Genomic DNA, 16206 nt, shown 5'->3' on the forward strand with positions numbered 1-16206 from the left:
TTGCAAGCTCATGACATTTAAAGAAAAAAAATGTTTCCTGATGGGAATGGGGCGGAACCCGCGATGTTGCGGGGCATTCGTTCGCGGGAGGCTATTTCTTCCTGGCTCATTCCAAGACATGCCCATAAAAATTTAGGGTCTTTCGTGAGACATTTTCATCGGATGCCGTTTTGCCCAAAAACATAGGGTTGAGGAAATTGATCCAATTCCCGTTTCGCGCGCCCCTCGCGAGGGCCGTAGCGCCGGGGTTTTGGCGCTCTTCCGCCTGCTTTTTGTACGAACGTGCAGGGAATGGCCGGGCGGTCTCCTGACAAGAGCGTACAACCCTCAATCGATTGGCCCCGGCCGATTATTACGGTCGTGCCGGATCGAAGCCCTGCCGAGGCGGATGCCATCCGTGATTCGATTTTCCAGCACAAAATTACCCGTAAAAGCATAATCCTTCCCTAGTCGGAGCATGGATTCCCTCCTAAGCTTTCGGCAATCAAGAGCTTGATCCGCAGGTTTTACCCGGCATGCCGCCGGACGGCAGCGATCAAAATCCCAGAGGCGCAGGATGACAAGACACCCCAAGATCACCTTTATCGGTGCAGGCTCCACCGTTTTCATGAAGAACATCATCGGCGACGTGCTGCAGCGTCCTGCCTTGTCGGGCGCGCGCATTGCCTTGATGGATATAGACAAGGGCCGCCTTGAGGAAAGCGCGCTGGTGGCCAACAAGCTGATTGCCACCCTTGGCGTGGGCGCAACGGCTGAGACCTTTACCGACCAGCGCGCCGCGCTCGACGGGGCCGATTTCGTCGTCGTCGCCTTCCAGATCGGTGGTTACGAGCCTTGCACGGTGACCGATTTCGAGGTGCCGAAAAAATACGGTCTGCGCCAGACCATCGCTGATACGCTGGGCGTGGGCGGCATTATGCGCGGGCTGCGGACCGTGCCGCATCTGTGGAAGATCTGCGAGGACATGCTGGCCGTCTGCCCCAATGCCATCATGCTGCAATATGTAAATCCGATGGCGATCAACACCTGGGCGATTGCCGAGAAATATCCGCAGATCCGTCAGGTGGGGCTTTGCCATTCCGTTCAAGGCACGGCGCATGAACTGGCGCATGATCTCGATCTTCCCTATGAGGAGATCCGTTACCGCGCGGCCGGTATCAACCATATGGCCTTCTATCTCACCTTCGAGCATCGCCAGCCGGACGGATCCTATCGCGATCTCTATCCGGATCTCGTTCGCTGCTATCGCGAAGGCCGTGCGCCGAAGCCCGGCTGGAACCCGCGCTGCCCGAACAAGGTGCGGTATGAGATGTTGACCCGTCTTGGCTATTTCGTCACCGAAAGCTCAGAGCATTTTGCCGAATACACGCCCTATTTCATCAAGCGGGGCCGCGAGGACCTGATCGAGAAATACGGCATTCCGCTCGATGAATATCCGAAGCGCTGCATCGAACAGGTAGAGCGGTGGAAGGATCAGGCGGAAGCCTATCGCACGGCGGACCGGATCGAGGTGAAGCCCTCGCATGAATATGCCTCGACCATCATGAACTCCGTCTGGACCGGCGAGCCCGCCGTGATCTACGGCAATGTGCGCAATAACGGCTGTATCACGTCGCTGCCGGCGGCCTGTGCAGCGGAAGTGCCCTGCCTGGTCGACGCGTCAGGCATCCAGCCCACCTTCATCGGCGAATTGCCGCCGCAACTGACGGCCCTGATGCGCACCAACATCAATGTCCAGGAACTGACGGTGAAGGCGCTGATGACCGAGAACCGCGAGCACATCTACCACGCCGCGATGATGGACCCCCATACCGCCGCCGAACTTGATCTCGACCAGATCTGGTCGCTGGTGGATGAGCTTCTGGTCGCCCATGGCAACTGGTTGCCGGAATGGGCGCGCATCAGAGAGACGAAAGCGGCCTGATGCACTTGCCATGCTGCCGTTGCAAAGAGGCTTCCCGTCAGCGTAGAACTCGTCTAGTAAATATTTACTAGACAAAATCGAAGGTTTTACCTTCGCGACGGGAATAAGGGTGCAGCATGGCGACAATACGCGAGATCGCAAGGATTGCCGGGGTTTCCTCCGGAACCGTGTCTCGCGTATTGAATGACGACGATACGCTTTCGATCACCGAAGCCAAGCGGCAGGCCATTCTTGAAGCGGCAGTGGCGCTTGACTATGCCACGCCGCGCAAGCGTTATCGCAATGGCAAGGCGGCTGGGCACGCCGCCCCACGCTCGCCCCTGCGCGCGCGTATTGCCGTTTTGCATTTCCTCACCTCCGAGCAGGAGCTGTTCGATCCCTATTATGTCGGCGTCCGGCTTGGGATTGAGCGGCGCTGTGCGGAAAAGGGTTTGGAGATCGGCCGCGTTTTTACGCCCTTTTCCCCCTGGAATGCCAAGGATCACGGCACCATGCCCGGTGCGATCGTCATTGGCCGGCACGCAGCGGAAGAAATCGCAGCCCTTACCGCAAGCTGTCCGCAGGTGGTGTTCGCCGATGTCAATCCGCGTCTGGCCGATCATGATTTCGTCACCGCCGATCTTGGGAAAGCCACGCTGGAGATTCTCGACGGGCTTTGGCAGGCCGGGTATCGCCGCATCGGTTTCATCGGCTGCAACGAGTTGATGGATGGCAATACGGAGCCCTACACGGAACTGCGTTGCCGGGCCTATCTCGACTGGATGCGCTCGAAACACCTGTTCGATCCAACTTTGCTGGCGCTGGGCGAGGGACGCAAATGGGGGCATAATCTGCGTCTGGAGGTGGGGTATGAACAGGCGCGGCGGCTGCTCGCTCTGCCTGAGCGGCCTGATGCCATCCTGGCGGCCAATGATAATATGGCGATTGGTGCCTATCGCGCCATTCAGGAGGAGGGGTTGACGATCCCGGCCGATGTGGCGCTTGCCTCCTTCAACGATATACCGGTGACGCAGTTTCTCAACCCGACCTTGTCGACCATGCACATTCCCGGCGACAGTATCGGCGAAGCGGCCGTGGATCTGCTGCTCGAGCGCCTGGAGGGGCGCAGCTATTCCAAGCATGTCACCATCCCGACGCGCATGTTCTGGCGCGACAGCTCCCTGCATCCTTAAAGTTGTTATCTTTCGCAGTTGCGAAAAAAATTTACTAAATATTTTCTTGCTTCAAAAAGGGGAGCGGGAAATAGTCCGCTGACCGGAGGAGCCGGGCCGGACCGCAATGGCCAGTTTAAAACAGGGGAGGAAGTCGATGAAGAATGACAGGATCACGTCGCGCGCCAAACAGAGATCCGGAAAGGCGGCCATGCTGGCGGGCCTGATGGCCAGTTCCTTGCTGGTCTCTGCTGCCGCTGCTGCTGCCGGTGAAATTACCGTCTGGTGCTGGGACCCGAATTTCAACGTGGCGATCATGAAGGAAGCGGGTGCACGCTATAGCGCCAAGCACCCCGGCACCACGGTCAAGGTGGTGGATTTCGCCAAGGCGGATGTCGAGCAGAAGCTCCAGACCGGCCTTGCCTCCGGCGCCACCGATACGCTGCCGGATATCGTGCTGATCGAGGATTACGGCGCCCAGAAATATCTGCAATCCTTCCCCGGCGCCTTCGCGCCGATGAGTGGCAAGGTGGATTACAAGAATTTCGCACCCTACAAGGTCGAACTGATGACGCTTGAGGGCAAGACCTATGGCATGCCCTTCGATACCGGCACCACGGCGCTGTTTTACCGCAAGGACATTATCGAAGCCGCAGGCTTCAAGCCGGAAGACATGCAGAACCTGACCTGGGACCGATTCCTCGAAATCGGCAAGCAGGTCAAGGAAAAGACCGGCAAACAGCTGATCCCGCTCGACGCCAATGACGGCGGCATGACGCGCATCATCATGCAGGCTGGCGGCGGCTGGTATTTCGACAAGGATGGCAAGCTCTCGATTACCAATAACGCGCCGTTGAAGGCCTCGCTGGAAATACAGTCCAAGCTGATCAAGGACGGTCTGGCCAAGCTGTCCACCGGCTGGACCGATTACGCGCAGAATGCCGTTTCCGGCAATGTCGCGGGCGTGCTGACCGGCGTATGGTTTACCGGCACTATCAAGGCGCAGAAGGATCAGTTCGGCAAGTGGGGCGTTGCCGCCACGCCGAAGCCGAATGTGCCGGGCGCGGTCAATGCCTCCAACCTTGGCGGCTCCAGCTGGTATGTGCTGGAAAATTCCAAGGAAAAGGATGAGGCCATCGATTTTCTCAATGAAATCTATGGCAAGGACAATGATTTCTACCAGAAGATCCTGACCGAGCGCGGCGCCATGGGCACCATGCTGGGTGCGCGCACCGGCTCTGCCTATGGCGCGCCGGATGCCTTCTTCGGGGGTGAAAAGGTCTGGCAGAGCTTCTCCGACTGGCTCGCCAAGGTGCCGTCCGTCAATTACGGCGTCTTTACCAACGAGCTGGATACGGCGGTCACCGCGCATCTTGCCGATCTGACCAAGGGCCAGCCGATCGACCAGGTGCTGAAGGGCATCGAGGAACAGGCTGAGGGCCTGATCCAGTAACGGCACATAATCACATACGAGCTTGCGACTGCGGATCGGGTGATCCGCGGTTGCCCCTCATCGATCTGGAGGCGCCAATGGCTGCGATGGCACGCCGGGGTGGACTTGCCCGTCAATACCAGATGAGCGGCTGGCTGTTTACCGCGCCCGCCCTGCTGTTGATCGGGATCTTTTTGGTCTATCCGATCATCCGTTCGCTCGTCCTGTCCTTCTATTCGGGCCGGGGCATGATGCAGAAATTTGCCGGGGCGGATAACATCCTCCGGCTGAGCAACGATCCCGTCTTTCTGAAGGCGCTGGGCAATACGATGATTTTCTTCATCGTCCAGGTGCCGATCATGATCACGCTTGCCATTCTGCTGGCAGCGGCGCTGAACAATCCGCGCTTGCGCTTCGTGGGCTTTTTCCGCACCGCGATCTTCCTGCCCTGCGTCTCCTCGCTGGTTGCCTATTCGGTGCTGTTCAAGAGCATGTTTTCCGTCGATGGCGTGGTCAACAACACGCTGATGTCGCTTGGCCTGATGGCCGAGCCGATCGGCTGGCTGACGGACCCGTTCTGGGCCAAGGTGCTGATCATCATCGCCATTACCTGGCGCTGGACCGGTTACAACATGATCTTCTATCTCGCTGCCATGCAGAATATCGACCGCTCCATCTATGAAGCGGCCACTGTGGATGGCGTGCCGTCCTGGCGGCGCTTCCTGCACCTGACGGTGCCGATGCTGAAGCCGGTGATCCTGTTCACCACCATTACCTCCACCATCGGCACGCTACAGCTCTTCGATGAGGTCTATAACCTGACGGCAGGAATCGGCGGCCCGGCCAATTCCACGCTGACGCTGTCGCTTTATATCTACAACCTTACCTTCCGCTACATGCCGAGCTTTGGCTATGCGGCAACCGTCTCCTACGTCATCGTGGTGCTGGTGGCGCTGTTGTCCCTCTTCCAGTTCTATGCCGCGAGGGAAAAACAATGACCAGCTACAGCACGAAACGCCGTCTGGGCTCACTGGTCCAATATCTGCTGCTGGGCTTTGCGGCTTTCCTGTCGATCTTTCCCTTCTTCTGGATGGTGATCGGCGCAACCAATACCACGGCCGACATCGTGCGCGGCAGGGTCTCCTTCGGCACGGCGCTGTTCGCCAATATCGCGGATTTCTTCACCAAGGTGGATGTGCCGCTGGTGTTCTGGAACTCGATCAAGATCGCCATTTTCGGCACCGCGCTCACGGTGCTGATCTCGTCCATGGCGGGCTATGGCTTCGAAATGTTCCGATCCAGGCTGCGCGACCGCCTTTATGCCGTGGTGCTGCTGACGCTGATGGTGCCCTTTGCGGCGCTGATGATCCCGCTCTTCCTGCTGATGTCACAGGCCGGGCTCATCAACACCCATGTGGCGATCATCCTGCCGACGCTCGCCTCCGCCTTCATCATCTTCTACTTCCGTCAGGCAACGAAAGCCTTTCCCGGAGAGCTGCGCGATGCCGCCAAGGTGGATGGTCTGAAGGAATGGCAGATCTTCTTCTACATCTATCTGCCAGTGATGCGCTCCACCTTTGCGGCGGCCTTCGTCATCGTCTTCATGATGAACTGGAACAACTATCTCTGGCCGCTAATCGTGCTGCAATCCAACGAGACGAAGACCATCACGCTGGTCGTCTCCTCGCTCGCCTCGGCCTATTACCCCGAATACGGCACGGTGATGATCGGCACGATCCTCGCCACCCTGCCCACCCTTTTCGTCTTCTTCGCCATGCAGCGCCAGTTCGTGCAGGGCATGCTCGGCTCCATTAAATAGGAATATTGATATGCGTCGTTATGAAAGCTTCAACAAGGGCTGGACCTTTACGGAAGGCTTTTCCGCCGCGCGCGCCGGTGAACTGCTTGCCGGTGAGGTCATTCAACTGCCGCACACGGCTGTGGAGCTGCCCTTCAACTATTTTGACGAAAAATGCTATCAGCGCGCCTTCACCTACCAGAAGGAAATCGTCTGGGAGGCGGGCTTCGAAGGTCGCGAGGTTTCGGTGGTCTTTGATGGCGCCATGGCCGATAACGTCGTCTATCTGAATGGCGAGGAAATTCTTGCTCACAAGGATGGCTATACCCCCTTCGAGGCGCGCCTGACGCCGAAGCTGAAAGCGGGCAAAAACCTGCTGACAGTCAAGGTGGATGGCTCCGAAAACCCTGCCATTCCGCCCTTTGGCGGCCAGATAGACTACCTCACCTATGCCGGTATCTATCGCGATGCATGGCTGAAGGTGACGACGCCGGTTTCCATCCGCAATGTGAAGATTGAAACGCCGGAAGCTCTGGCCGAAAAGAAGACGGTCACGGCCCGTATCTTCCTTGCAAATCCGCAGTCGCAGCCGCTGTCCGGCGCGGTCACCGTGACGATCACCGACAAGAGCGGAAAGGTTATGGCCTCCACAAAGGCCGAGGTTTCCAGCGATGATCTGACGCTGCGGCTGGAGGGTATCGAGGGCGCGGAGCTTTGGGATCTGGACAATCCGGTGCTTTACACCCTGACGGCCGAGCTTGAAACGCCAACGGGCAAGGACAGCTATTCCAGCCGCTTCGGCTTCCGCACCGCAGAATATCGCATCGACGGCTTCTTCCTCAATGGCCGGAACGTCAAGCTGCGTGGGCTCAACCGCCATCAGGCCTGGCCTCATCTTGGCTATGCCATGGGCCGCCGCGGCCAGGAAAAGGACGCCGACCAGATGAAGTTCGACTTGCGCTGCAATGTGGTGCGCACATCGCACTATCCGCAGTCCAAGTGGTTCCTGGATCGCTGCGACGAGATCGGTCTTCTGGTGTTTGAGGAAATTCCCGGCTGGCAGCATATCGGCGACAAGGCATGGCAGCAGGAATCGGTTGAAAATGTCCGCCGCATGATCGAGCGCGACTGGAACCATCCCTCCATCATCATCTGGGGTGTGCGCATCAACGAATCCCAGGACAATCACGATTTCTACCTGGAAACCAACCGCGTCGCCCGCGAACTGGACACTACCCGCCAGACCGGCGGCGTGCGCTTCATTACCGATAGCGAATTGCTGGAGGATGTGCACACCCAGAACGATTTCATTCTCGGGCTTGAAGAGCAGCCGGGCAATAATCGCGGCCGGGTCGTGCTGCGCAGTCAGTCGGAAATCACCGGCAAGAGCGAAAAAGTGCCGTATATGATTACCGAGTATAACGGCCATATGTATCCCACCAAGCGTTTCGATCAGGAACAGCGGCAGGCCGAACATGTCACGCGTCACCTTCTGGTGCTGAATGCGGCGGCGGGCGACGAAAACATTTCCGGCTGCACCGGCTGGTGCATGTTCGATTACAACACCCACAAGGATTTCGGCGCCGGTGACCGCATCTGCTATCACGGTGTGATGGACATGTATCGCGAGCCGAAATTCGCGGCCTATGCCTATGCCTCGCAAGGCGACCCTGAGGGCGGCGTGGTGCTGAAGCCGGTAACCTACTGGGCGCGCGGCGAGCGCAATATCGGCGGCATCCTGCCGCTGATCATCCTCACCAATTGCGATTATGTCGAGGTGAAGTTCGGCGATCTGCCGCCGAAGCGGATCGATCCCGACCGCCAGAACTATCCGCATCTGCCGCATCCGCCGGTGGTTCTGGATGAGCGGAATGTCACGCCTGCCGAGTTCGGCACCTGGGGCCTCCAGTGGCGCGGCGGCGTGATCACCGGCTATGTCGATGGCAAGCCGGTGAAGACGGTGGAACTGGCGGGCGATCCCGTGCCCGGCGCCCTGCAGATCGAGGCGGATGATAGTGAGCTGAAGGCTGGCGAGAAGGATACGGTGCGCGTCATCCTTCGGGCGCTTGACCAGTGCGGCAATATCCTGCCCTTCTTCGATGATCCGGTCGAGCTGTCGCTCGAAGGTCCGGGCCGCATCATCGGGCCGACGCTGTCCAGCTTCAAGGGCGGCACCACCGGCCTCTATATCGAGGCTGGCAATGAGGCTGGCAAATTGACGCTGAAGGCGCGTTGCCGCCCCTTCGGCGAGCAGACGATCACGCTGACGGTTGCTTGAGGATCACCCATGGCCGATGTTTCGCTCACCGATATCCGCAAAAGCTATGGCGCGGTCGAGGTCATCAAGGGCGTCGATCTCTCCATCCAGACCGGGGAATTCGTGGTCTTCGTCGGCCCTTCCGGTTGCGGAAAATCGACCTTGCTGCGGATGATCGCCGGGCTGGAGGATATTTCTTCCGGCTCGCTGAAGATCGGCGGCGCGGAGATGAACGATGTCGATCCCTCCAAGCGCGGCATTGCCATGGTGTTCCAGTCCTATGCGCTCTATCCGCATATGACGGTGCGGGAGAATATGGGCTTTGCCCTCAGGTTTGCCGGCATGGACAAGACGGAGATTGATCGCCGCGTCAATGCTGCTGCCGCCAGCCTCAAGCTGGATGCCCTGATGGACCGCAAGCCGGGCGCGCTTTCCGGCGGCCAGCGCCAGCGCGTTGCCATCGGCCGGGCCATCGTCCGCGAACCGCAGGTGTTTCTGTTCGACGAGCCGCTCTCCAATCTCGATGCGGAACTGCGCGTGCATATGCGCCTTGAAATCGCGCAGTTGCACAAACAGCTGAAAACCACGGTGATCTATGTCACCCACGATCAGGTGGAAGCCATGACGCTGGCCGACAAGATTGTCGTGCTGCGTGCCGGTGTGGTGGAGCAGGTGGGTTCGCCCATGACACTTTATGACGATCCGGACAATATGTTCGTCGCGGGCTTCATCGGCTCTCCGAAAATGAATTTCCTGCCCGCCCGCGTTGCGTCCAGGGATGCTGATGGCGTGAGGATCATCATTGACGGCGCCGAAGGGGCGGCAATCACGCTGCCTGTGAAGGCGGAGGGTGTGAAGATCGGCGATGCGGTGAAACTCGGCATTCGCCCTGAACATATCAACACGGCAGGCACCGGCGATGCGTCCCTGAACGTATCCGTTATCGCCGCCGAAAATCTCGGGTCGACTGCCTTCGTCTATGCGCAGGTGAACGGCGCAGAGATCGTTGCCGAGCAGCGGGACCGGCGGAAGATTGCAAGCGGCGACCGTCTTGCCCTCGGTTTCGAAGCGGCGCGCAGCCTGCTCTTCGATGATCGCGGTCTGCGAATTCGCTAGGGTTTATAGCATAATCCGACCGGAGTGAAACGAGGACGAATAAGATTATGCTTCAAAAAGAAAAGGTTAGAGCGCCGATCTGATTCAATCAGATCGAAAGGCGCTCTAACAGTGTTTCCGGGAAACACTGAAAGGCTTCAAAACCCGCAGGTCATCTGAAAAGGCCGTGCGGGTTTCGTTTTTTCTAGAATGGCTCACTGGCCTGACCTCCTCCCATTCAAAATGACATGGTCTGGAAGGCCACACTCGCCCCGAATTCCAGAGTGTTTCCGCGTTTCCTAACGGAAAGCCGGTTCCCACTTTTCCTGGAACACTCTAAAACATGATTTTTTTAGTCATGAATGTCTGGACGAGACCGTCCTGTTTGGCTATAACCACGCCGCAAGCCGTCAAACAACCGGAAGGCGGGTTCCCGGCGTCACGGAGTTCCTGTGCTCATCGCTGTCGTATCTCATCCTGAAGCACTGCTTCGGGACGTGATCCCGCTTGGCCATTTGGCTGGCTGCTGAAAAATCGAGGCTTCACGATAGGAGAGCCAACTTATGTCAACGACGCCGCAGGGCCGCCGAGGTGACAGGGCATCAAGCCAGGAAATGGGAGAGCAGGGTTTGCTGGATGTGTTGGGTATCGGCTTCGGCCCGGCCAATCTGGGCCTCGCCATCGCCATGGAAGAACGGAACCAGCAATTGCCTCCGACCGATCGGTTGAGCGCACGGTTTCTGGAAGCAAAAGCCTCCTTTGGTTGGCACAACGGAATGTTGCTGCCCAATACCACGATGCAGATCAGTTTTCTGAAGGATCTCGTTTCGCTGAGATCTCCCACCAGTTCCTATTCCTTTTTGAATTATCTTCACGAACGTCAACGGCTGTCCGATTTTATCAATCTCAAGACATTCTTTCCCTCGCGCGCAGAGTTTTATGACTATCTCCTCTGGGCGGCCAATCGCGTGGATGCTGCGGTGTCCTATGGCGTGCAGGCAAGACAGATTGACTGGAATGGCCGCAATTTCGTGGTGACGGCGTCGAACGGCGCGGAAGAACAGGTCTTTCAGGCGCGCAATGTCGTTCTGGGCATGGGTTATCAGCCGGTGCTGCCGGAGGGGATAAAGGTCAGCGCTCGGATTTTCCATAATCAGAAGCTGCTATCCAATCTCTCGCAGGTTCCCGCCCGCCAGAACAAGTCCTTCCTGGTGGTGGGGGCAGGCCAGAGTGCGGCGGAAGTGGTCGCCTACCTGCACGAAACCTATCCGGATGCTGAGGTGCACAGTTCTCTGCGGCGGTTTGGCTATTCCCCATCCGATGATACGCCGTTCGTCAACCGCATCTTCGATCCGGCCTCCGTCGATGAATTCTACAGTGCGCCCGCCGATCTCAAGGAGCGTCTGCTCGCCTATCACTGGCCGACCAATTACGCGGCTGTCGATGCGGATCTGATCGAAGACCTGTATCGGCGCGAATATAACGAGACGCTGACCGGGCAAAGGCGGCTCCACGTTCACCGGACCACGGAAATCGAAGAGATCGAGGATGGTGCGGATGGCGTGCGCGTGGTGTTGCGCGATCTCGGCAACCGCCATCGCAAGGCTTTGACGGTAGATGCCGTTGTCTTCGCTACAGGCTTCAAGCCCTTCGATATCGGCAGCCTGTTTGGCCCCGGTCTTGAGAGCAGGGGTGGGTTTGAAAACGGCCAGCCACTGGTCAATCGGGATTACTCGCTCGATCTTCAGCACGTTTCCGGCGGGTTTTTCCTCAATGGCAGTGTCGAACACAGCCACGGGCTCACCTCCACGCTGCTCTCCAATATCGCCATCCGCGCGGCGGAAATTCTTCAGGCCGTCACCGATGCGCGCGACATAGAAAGCAGCCAACCGCGAAAGCTGACCGCCTGAGAAGGCTGAGACAACCGGTGGCGTGCTTCATTCATTTATAAGTCAGGAGTAGATCATGACGATAAATCCTTTCGACGATCCCAAGGGCTCCTTCTTTGCTCTCGTCAATGACGAGGAGCAATATTCCCTTTGGCCAACCTTCCAGGCCGTTCCGGCGGGTTGGCGCATTGCCTATGGCGCGCCCCATGGCCTGCCGCGGGATGAGGTTCTGGCCTGGGTCGACAAGGTCTGGACGGATATCCGGCCGCGCTCGGTGCGTGGTGGCGCGCAGGTTGCCACTGCTGCCTTCGATGTCGCCTGAGGAGAGGGTCATGTCTGCTGTTGCGGTTCACGCGGGGCATGAACGGGGCGAGGTGTCCGTGTTCGATCACGTCGTCAAGGCCTGCGCTTTGGCGGATGTGGTCGAGGCTCAGGCTGGCGAGCAGCCCTATATCCTCTATGAAAAGGCCGGGACCTTCTTCTTCGGTGCGGGCTCTGTCGCGGAACTGGTTCTCAACCGGAATGGGTTTCATCTGAAGACCCCGGCAGGCTCCGTGTCCGAGCCTCTGGGACCGCAGCCGCTGGTGCAACTGAACGCCCTGGTGAAGCACCTGCTGGGCGAGGCGCCGGATTGCAGCCGCCTGTTCGGCTGGGCCGCCTTCGAATTTTCCTATCTCCTGCAGGGGCTTCCGCTCCCCTCCCATGACGAGCCGTTGCTCTATCTCTCGGCGCCGCGCCATGAGGCCCGGATCGGGCCGGAGGGTGTCGAGCTTCAGCTGGATGACGCCGCCCTTTCGGATGTCTGGGAAGAAGCGCTGCGGCAGGCCAGACCCGGCACCCAGAACCGGCGCGTGCCGGTGGATGAGCGCCAGGACGAAACCGGTTTCGAACTGAGGGCGGCAGAAGCCATCCGCGCCATAGACGGCAAGAAGTTGAGCAAGGTCATTCTTTCGCGCCATGTGCCGGTGAGTGAGGAGATCGACCTGGTGCGCAGCTATGAATGCCTGCGGATCAATAATACGCCCGCCCGCTCCTTCCTGCTCAATCTCGGCGGCATCGCTGCCGCCGGTGTCAGCCCGCAGGCGGTGGTAGAGGTGTCGTCCTCCGGCGCTATCCGCACCCAGCCGCTGGCCGGAACCTGCGCCCGCACGGGTGAACCGGAGGAGGATCGCCGCCGTCGCGAAGACATGATGGCGGACCCCAAGGAAATCTACGAGCATGCGCTTTCGGTAAAGCTGGCGCAGGACGAGATTGAAAGCGTCAGCGCACCGGGCACGGTTTTCGTGGAAAACTTCATGCAGATCGTGGCGCGCGGCAGCGTGCAGCATATGGCCTCCGGTGTTCGTGGGCAGATGGCGGAGGAGCGTTCCTGCTGGGATGCTTTTGCCAGCGTCTTTCCTGCCGTCACCAGTTCCGGCATCCCCAAGCGGGAGGCCTGCGCGGTGATTGCCAGCAAGGAAGCCACGCCGCGCGGTCTTTACAGCGGTGCGGTCATCATGCTGGAGCGTAGCGGAGAGCTGGATGCAGCGCTGGTGCTGCGCTCGGTCTACCAGAAGAACGGGCAGACCTGGCTTCGCGCCGGGGCGGGTCTGATCCTCCAATCCACGCCCGAACGGGAGCTGGAAGAGACCTGCGAAAAATTGCGCAGCGTCAGCCGCTTCCTCGTGCCGCGCGCCGGGAAAACAGCATGACGACGGCGCGCATCAACGGCATTCATCTCGCTTTCGACGACAGCGGCGGCGAAGGCCCTGCAGTGCTGCTGGTGATGGGAACGGGCAGCCCTGGCCGGGTCTGGGACATCCATCAGGTTCCGGCACTGAAAGCGGCTGGTTATCGCACGGTCACCATGACCAATCGTGGCATTCCCCCCAGCGATGAATGCCCCGAAGGCTTCACCATGGAGGACATGGTCGGCGATGTCGTGGGGCTGATCGAGCATCTGGGCTTGTCTTCCGTGGCCTTGATCGGAACCTCGCTCGGCGCGCGGATCGTGACCGAAACGGCGCTGGCCCGGCCCGATCTGGTGGCTTGCGTCATCGGCATGGCCGCCCATGCGCGGCTTGATCCGGTGCAGCAGGCGATGACGCGGGGCGAGATTGCGCTTTCCGAGCAAAGCTATCTTCTTCCTCCGGATTACCGGGCTGCCGTCATGGCCCTGCAATATCTGTCGCCCGCCACACTGCGGAACGAGGGGCAGGCTCAGGACTGGCTGGATATCATGGCCTTCGATGATGGCCGGATCAGCAAGGGCCATAAGGCGCAATTGCAGATTTCCGAGCAATTGGTGGATCGAAGCGATGCCTATCGCGGCATCAGCGTGCCAATGATGATCATGGCGTTCCGCGATGATGCGGCCATACCGGCCTATCTCAGCCGCGAACTGGCCGGAATCGTGCCCGGCGCCCGTTACCTCGAAGTGCCGGAGACCGGCCATTACGGCTATCTGGAACAGCCGGAGGCGGTGAACAGGCAGCTTCTTGCCTATTTGCAGGAGGTTTTCCCGGCGTCACGGTCTGCTGCCGCGCCTCGCGCTTCGGCCACCCTGCGGTGAGCCGGTCGTAAGCCCTTTGATCGTCCTGCGACAGCATGGCGATCATTGTTTGATGTCATGAATGATTTTAGAGCATTGTCCGGAGAAAAGTGGAAACCGGTTTTCCCTCCGGAAATGCGTAGAAACAATGAAACGCTCTAGGCCATCCCGGACGTATTGTTCACGTCTCTGCGGGAAGCGGTCTTCTGTTGCCTGTTTTGTGAGGGAAAAATGCCCGATCCTATCGTTTCTGCCCTGTCCGCTCCCCGCTGGCCTGACGATGTGGCCAGGCGTTATCGCGAACTTGGTTATTGGCGCGGTGAGGAATTGACCGCCCCCGTTCGCCATTATGCGGCAAGCCATCCGGATAAACCGGCGCTGATCGATTCCGTTGGCCGCTTGCTGACCTATGCCGAATTGGACCGGACTGCCGACCAGGTGGCCTCTGCCTTGCAGCAATGGGGCCTTGCGCCGGGTGATCGCTTCATCCTGCAACTGCCCAATCTGCTGGAACTGGTATGCCTTTTGCTCGGTTCGGTCAGGGCCGGTATCATTCCCGTGATGGTGCTGCCCACCCACCGCGAGCAGGAGGTGATCCATCTTGCCAAGGGTTCCGGGGCGGTTGCCTGTGCTATTGCCGACCGGCAGGCAAGCTATGATTTTCGCGGCCTGATGCGGCGGGTGCGCGACGCCGTGCCCGGTATCGGCAAGGTGGTGGTGGTTGGCGAGCCCGGCGAAGATGACGGCGTCATCAGCTATGATCGCCTGATGGCCATGGCAGGCCCGCCGGTTGATCGCCCGCCCGTCGATGCGCATGCGGTGGCGTTGCTCCTCCATTCCGGCGGCACGGGCGGCCTGCCGAAGCTTATTCCACGCACGCATAATGATTATGATTACAATGCCCGGGCCAGCGCCGAGGCTTGCGGTTTCGATGAAAATACCGTTTATCTCGCAGCGCTTTCCGCCGCCCATAATTTCCCGCTGGCCTGCCCTGGCCTGCTCGGCACTTTCAGCGTTGGCGGCACGGTGGTGCTGGCCCGCGAGCCGAGCCCGGATTCCGTGTTCTCGCTGATCGAAAAGCACAAGGTCACGGTGACTGCGGCCGTACCGACGCTGGTGTCGCTGTGGCTGGAAGCGCGCGAGTTTGACGAGACCGATATTTCCAGCCTGAAATTGTTGCAGGTCGGTGGTGCCAAACTGGCGGAGTCTGTGGCGCGGCGCATTCACGAATGGCCGGGCGTGCGCGTGCAGCAGGTCTTCGGCATGGCGGAAGGTTTGCTGAATTATACCCGCGCCGAGGATCCGATCGACATTGTCGAAACCACTCAAGGCCGCCCGCTTTCGCCCGATGATGAGATCGTCATCGTCGATGAGGAAGGCCAGCCGGTCGCCGACGGTGCGGTCGGCGAATTGTGGACGCGCGGCCCCTATACCATCCGCTCCTATCTGGCCGGGCCTGAAATCAATGCCCGCAGCTTCACTCCCGACGGTTTCTATCGCACGGGCGATATGGTGCGGCGCCTGCCAAGCGGCCATCTGGTGGTGGCAGGCCGCAGCGGCGACCAGATCAATCGCGGCGGTGAGAAATTCTCGGCGGTGGAGATCGAAAATCATCTGATCGATCATCCTGCCGTCAAGGAAATTGCCGTGCTGGGCGTGCCGGATGCGGATCTCGGGCAGGCTTCGCTTGCCTTCGTGCATCCCGTGGAGACGCCGCCCAGCCTGAGGGAGTTGAAGGACTTCCTGCGCCAGCGCGGGGTGGCGACCTACAAGCTGCCGGACCGGCTGCGCATTGTCGATGACATTCCGCTCACGCGCTTCGGCAAGATCGACCGCAAGCGGCTGGCCTTGCTCGCGGATGAACCGGTGCCCTCCTGAGCATTGAAGACAATGGCCAAGATGTTGTGAGCATTTTCGACGTCTTGGTCTCCTGACAAACAGTGAAAATTTTCAACGGAGTACGAGCAGACGTACGCCCCACGGCGTTGCGCGCCGCGCTGTCGCACGCCTGCTTCCCAAAGCATTGTCCCGAGAAAACTGCGCAGCGGTTTTCCGTCCGGAAATGCTTAAAAACAAAGAGTTAGAGCATTGCGGTGTTTCCGCGAAACACTGAAATGTTCTCGTCATGGA

At 59.4% G+C, this 16206-nt stretch carries 12 protein-coding genes; all 12 read left to right on the top strand.

The genetic code is table 11. From position 1 onward, the window contains the following. Positions 1–556: 556 nt before the first annotated feature. The 12 genes from QO005_RS20480 to QO005_RS20540 all read left to right on the top strand — a co-directional run bounded on the left by QO005_RS20480 (position 557) and on the right by QO005_RS20540 (position 15954). Positions 557–1924, top strand: a complete 1368-nt coding sequence (locus tag QO005_RS20480; RefSeq protein WP_307159865.1) for an alpha-glucosidase/alpha-galactosidase — start codon at positions 557–559, stop codon at positions 1922–1924. 116 nt (positions 1925–2040) lie between these two features. Then, positions 2041–3096 carry a LacI family DNA-binding transcriptional regulator gene (locus QO005_RS20485; RefSeq protein ID WP_307159866.1) on the top strand — a complete coding sequence of 352 codons (1056 nt, stop codon included), beginning with the start codon at positions 2041–2043 and terminating at the stop codon, positions 3094–3096. A 151-nt stretch (positions 3097–3247) separates the two neighbouring features. Continuing rightward, positions 3248–4528 (top strand): ABC transporter substrate-binding protein, encoded by a 1281-nt coding sequence (locus QO005_RS20490; protein WP_370878124.1) that lies wholly within the window; start codon positions 3248–3250, stop codon positions 4526–4528. 86 nt (positions 4529–4614) lie between these two features. Next, the gene (locus QO005_RS20495; protein ID WP_307159940.1) at positions 4615–5505 is read left to right on the top strand and encodes a carbohydrate ABC transporter permease; all 891 of its coding nucleotides are present in this window, start codon (positions 4615–4617) and stop codon (positions 5503–5505) included. Further along, the gene (locus QO005_RS20500) at positions 5502–6326 is read left to right on the top strand and encodes a carbohydrate ABC transporter permease (protein ID WP_307159867.1); all 825 of its coding nucleotides are present in this window, start codon (positions 5502–5504) and stop codon (positions 6324–6326) included. Before QO005_RS20495 ends, QO005_RS20500 begins: the two co-directional genes overlap by 4 nt. Positions 6327–6336: 10 nt before the next feature. Further along, positions 6337–8583 carry a glycoside hydrolase family 2 protein gene (locus QO005_RS20505; protein ID WP_307159868.1) on the top strand — a complete coding sequence of 749 codons (2247 nt, stop codon included), beginning with the start codon at positions 6337–6339 and terminating at the stop codon, positions 8581–8583. Between the two features lie 9 nt (positions 8584–8592). Then, the gene (locus QO005_RS20510; RefSeq protein WP_307159869.1) at positions 8593–9678 is read left to right on the top strand and encodes an ABC transporter ATP-binding protein; all 1086 of its coding nucleotides are present in this window, start codon (positions 8593–8595) and stop codon (positions 9676–9678) included. A 542-nt stretch (positions 9679–10220) separates the two neighbouring features. Continuing rightward, the gene (locus tag QO005_RS20520; RefSeq protein ID WP_307159870.1) at positions 10221–11567 is read left to right on the top strand and encodes a lysine N(6)-hydroxylase/L-ornithine N(5)-oxygenase family protein; all 1347 of its coding nucleotides are present in this window, start codon (positions 10221–10223) and stop codon (positions 11565–11567) included. Positions 11568–11622: 55 nt separating this feature from the next. Then, on the top strand, positions 11623–11868 hold the full coding sequence (locus QO005_RS20525) for an MbtH family protein (protein ID WP_307159872.1): 246 nt from the start codon (positions 11623–11625) through the stop codon (positions 11866–11868). A gap of 10 nt (positions 11869–11878) precedes the next feature. Further along, positions 11879–13237 (top strand): salicylate synthase, encoded by a 1359-nt coding sequence (locus tag QO005_RS20530; RefSeq protein WP_307159873.1) that lies wholly within the window; start codon positions 11879–11881, stop codon positions 13235–13237. Further along, positions 13234–14097, top strand: coding sequence for an alpha/beta fold hydrolase (locus QO005_RS20535; protein WP_307159874.1), 864 nt, complete (start codon positions 13234–13236; stop codon positions 14095–14097). Before QO005_RS20530 ends, QO005_RS20535 begins: the two co-directional genes overlap by 4 nt. A 210-nt stretch (positions 14098–14307) precedes the next feature. Further along, the gene (locus QO005_RS20540; protein WP_307159875.1) at positions 14308–15954 is read left to right on the top strand and encodes a (2,3-dihydroxybenzoyl)adenylate synthase; all 1647 of its coding nucleotides are present in this window, start codon (positions 14308–14310) and stop codon (positions 15952–15954) included. Positions 15955–16206 lie beyond the last annotated feature (252 nt).

This window comes from Allorhizobium paknamense, from assembly GCF_030815125.1.
In the GTDB taxonomy this organism is placed as follows: domain Bacteria; phylum Pseudomonadota; class Alphaproteobacteria; order Rhizobiales; family Rhizobiaceae; genus Allorhizobium; species Allorhizobium paknamense.

Excerpts from the sequence above, each read along its gene's own strand:
- QO005_RS20480 (WP_307159865.1), top strand. The coding sequence starts at position 557 with ATGACAAGACACCCCAAGATCACCTTTATCGGTGCAGGCTCCACCGTT.
- QO005_RS20485 (WP_307159866.1), top strand. The coding sequence starts at position 2,041 with ATGGCGACAATACGCGAGATCGCAAGGATTGCCGGGGTTTCCTCCGGA.
- QO005_RS20495 (WP_307159940.1), top strand. The coding sequence starts at position 4,615 with ATGGCACGCCGGGGTGGACTTGCCCGTCAATACCAGATGAGCGGCTGG.
- QO005_RS20500 (WP_307159867.1), top strand. The coding sequence starts at position 5,502 with ATGACCAGCTACAGCACGAAACGCCGTCTGGGCTCACTGGTCCAATAT.
- QO005_RS20505 (WP_307159868.1), top strand. The coding sequence starts at position 6,337 with ATGCGTCGTTATGAAAGCTTCAACAAGGGCTGGACCTTTACGGAAGGC.
- QO005_RS20510 (WP_307159869.1), top strand. The coding sequence starts at position 8,593 with ATGGCCGATGTTTCGCTCACCGATATCCGCAAAAGCTATGGCGCGGTC.
- QO005_RS20520 (WP_307159870.1), top strand. The coding sequence starts at position 10,221 with ATGTCAACGACGCCGCAGGGCCGCCGAGGTGACAGGGCATCAAGCCAG.
- QO005_RS20525 (WP_307159872.1), top strand. The coding sequence starts at position 11,623 with ATGACGATAAATCCTTTCGACGATCCCAAGGGCTCCTTCTTTGCTCTC.
- QO005_RS20530 (WP_307159873.1), top strand. The coding sequence starts at position 11,879 with ATGTCTGCTGTTGCGGTTCACGCGGGGCATGAACGGGGCGAGGTGTCC.
- QO005_RS20535 (WP_307159874.1), top strand. The coding sequence starts at position 13,234 with ATGACGACGGCGCGCATCAACGGCATTCATCTCGCTTTCGACGACAGC.
- QO005_RS20540 (WP_307159875.1), top strand. The coding sequence starts at position 14,308 with ATGCCCGATCCTATCGTTTCTGCCCTGTCCGCTCCCCGCTGGCCTGAC.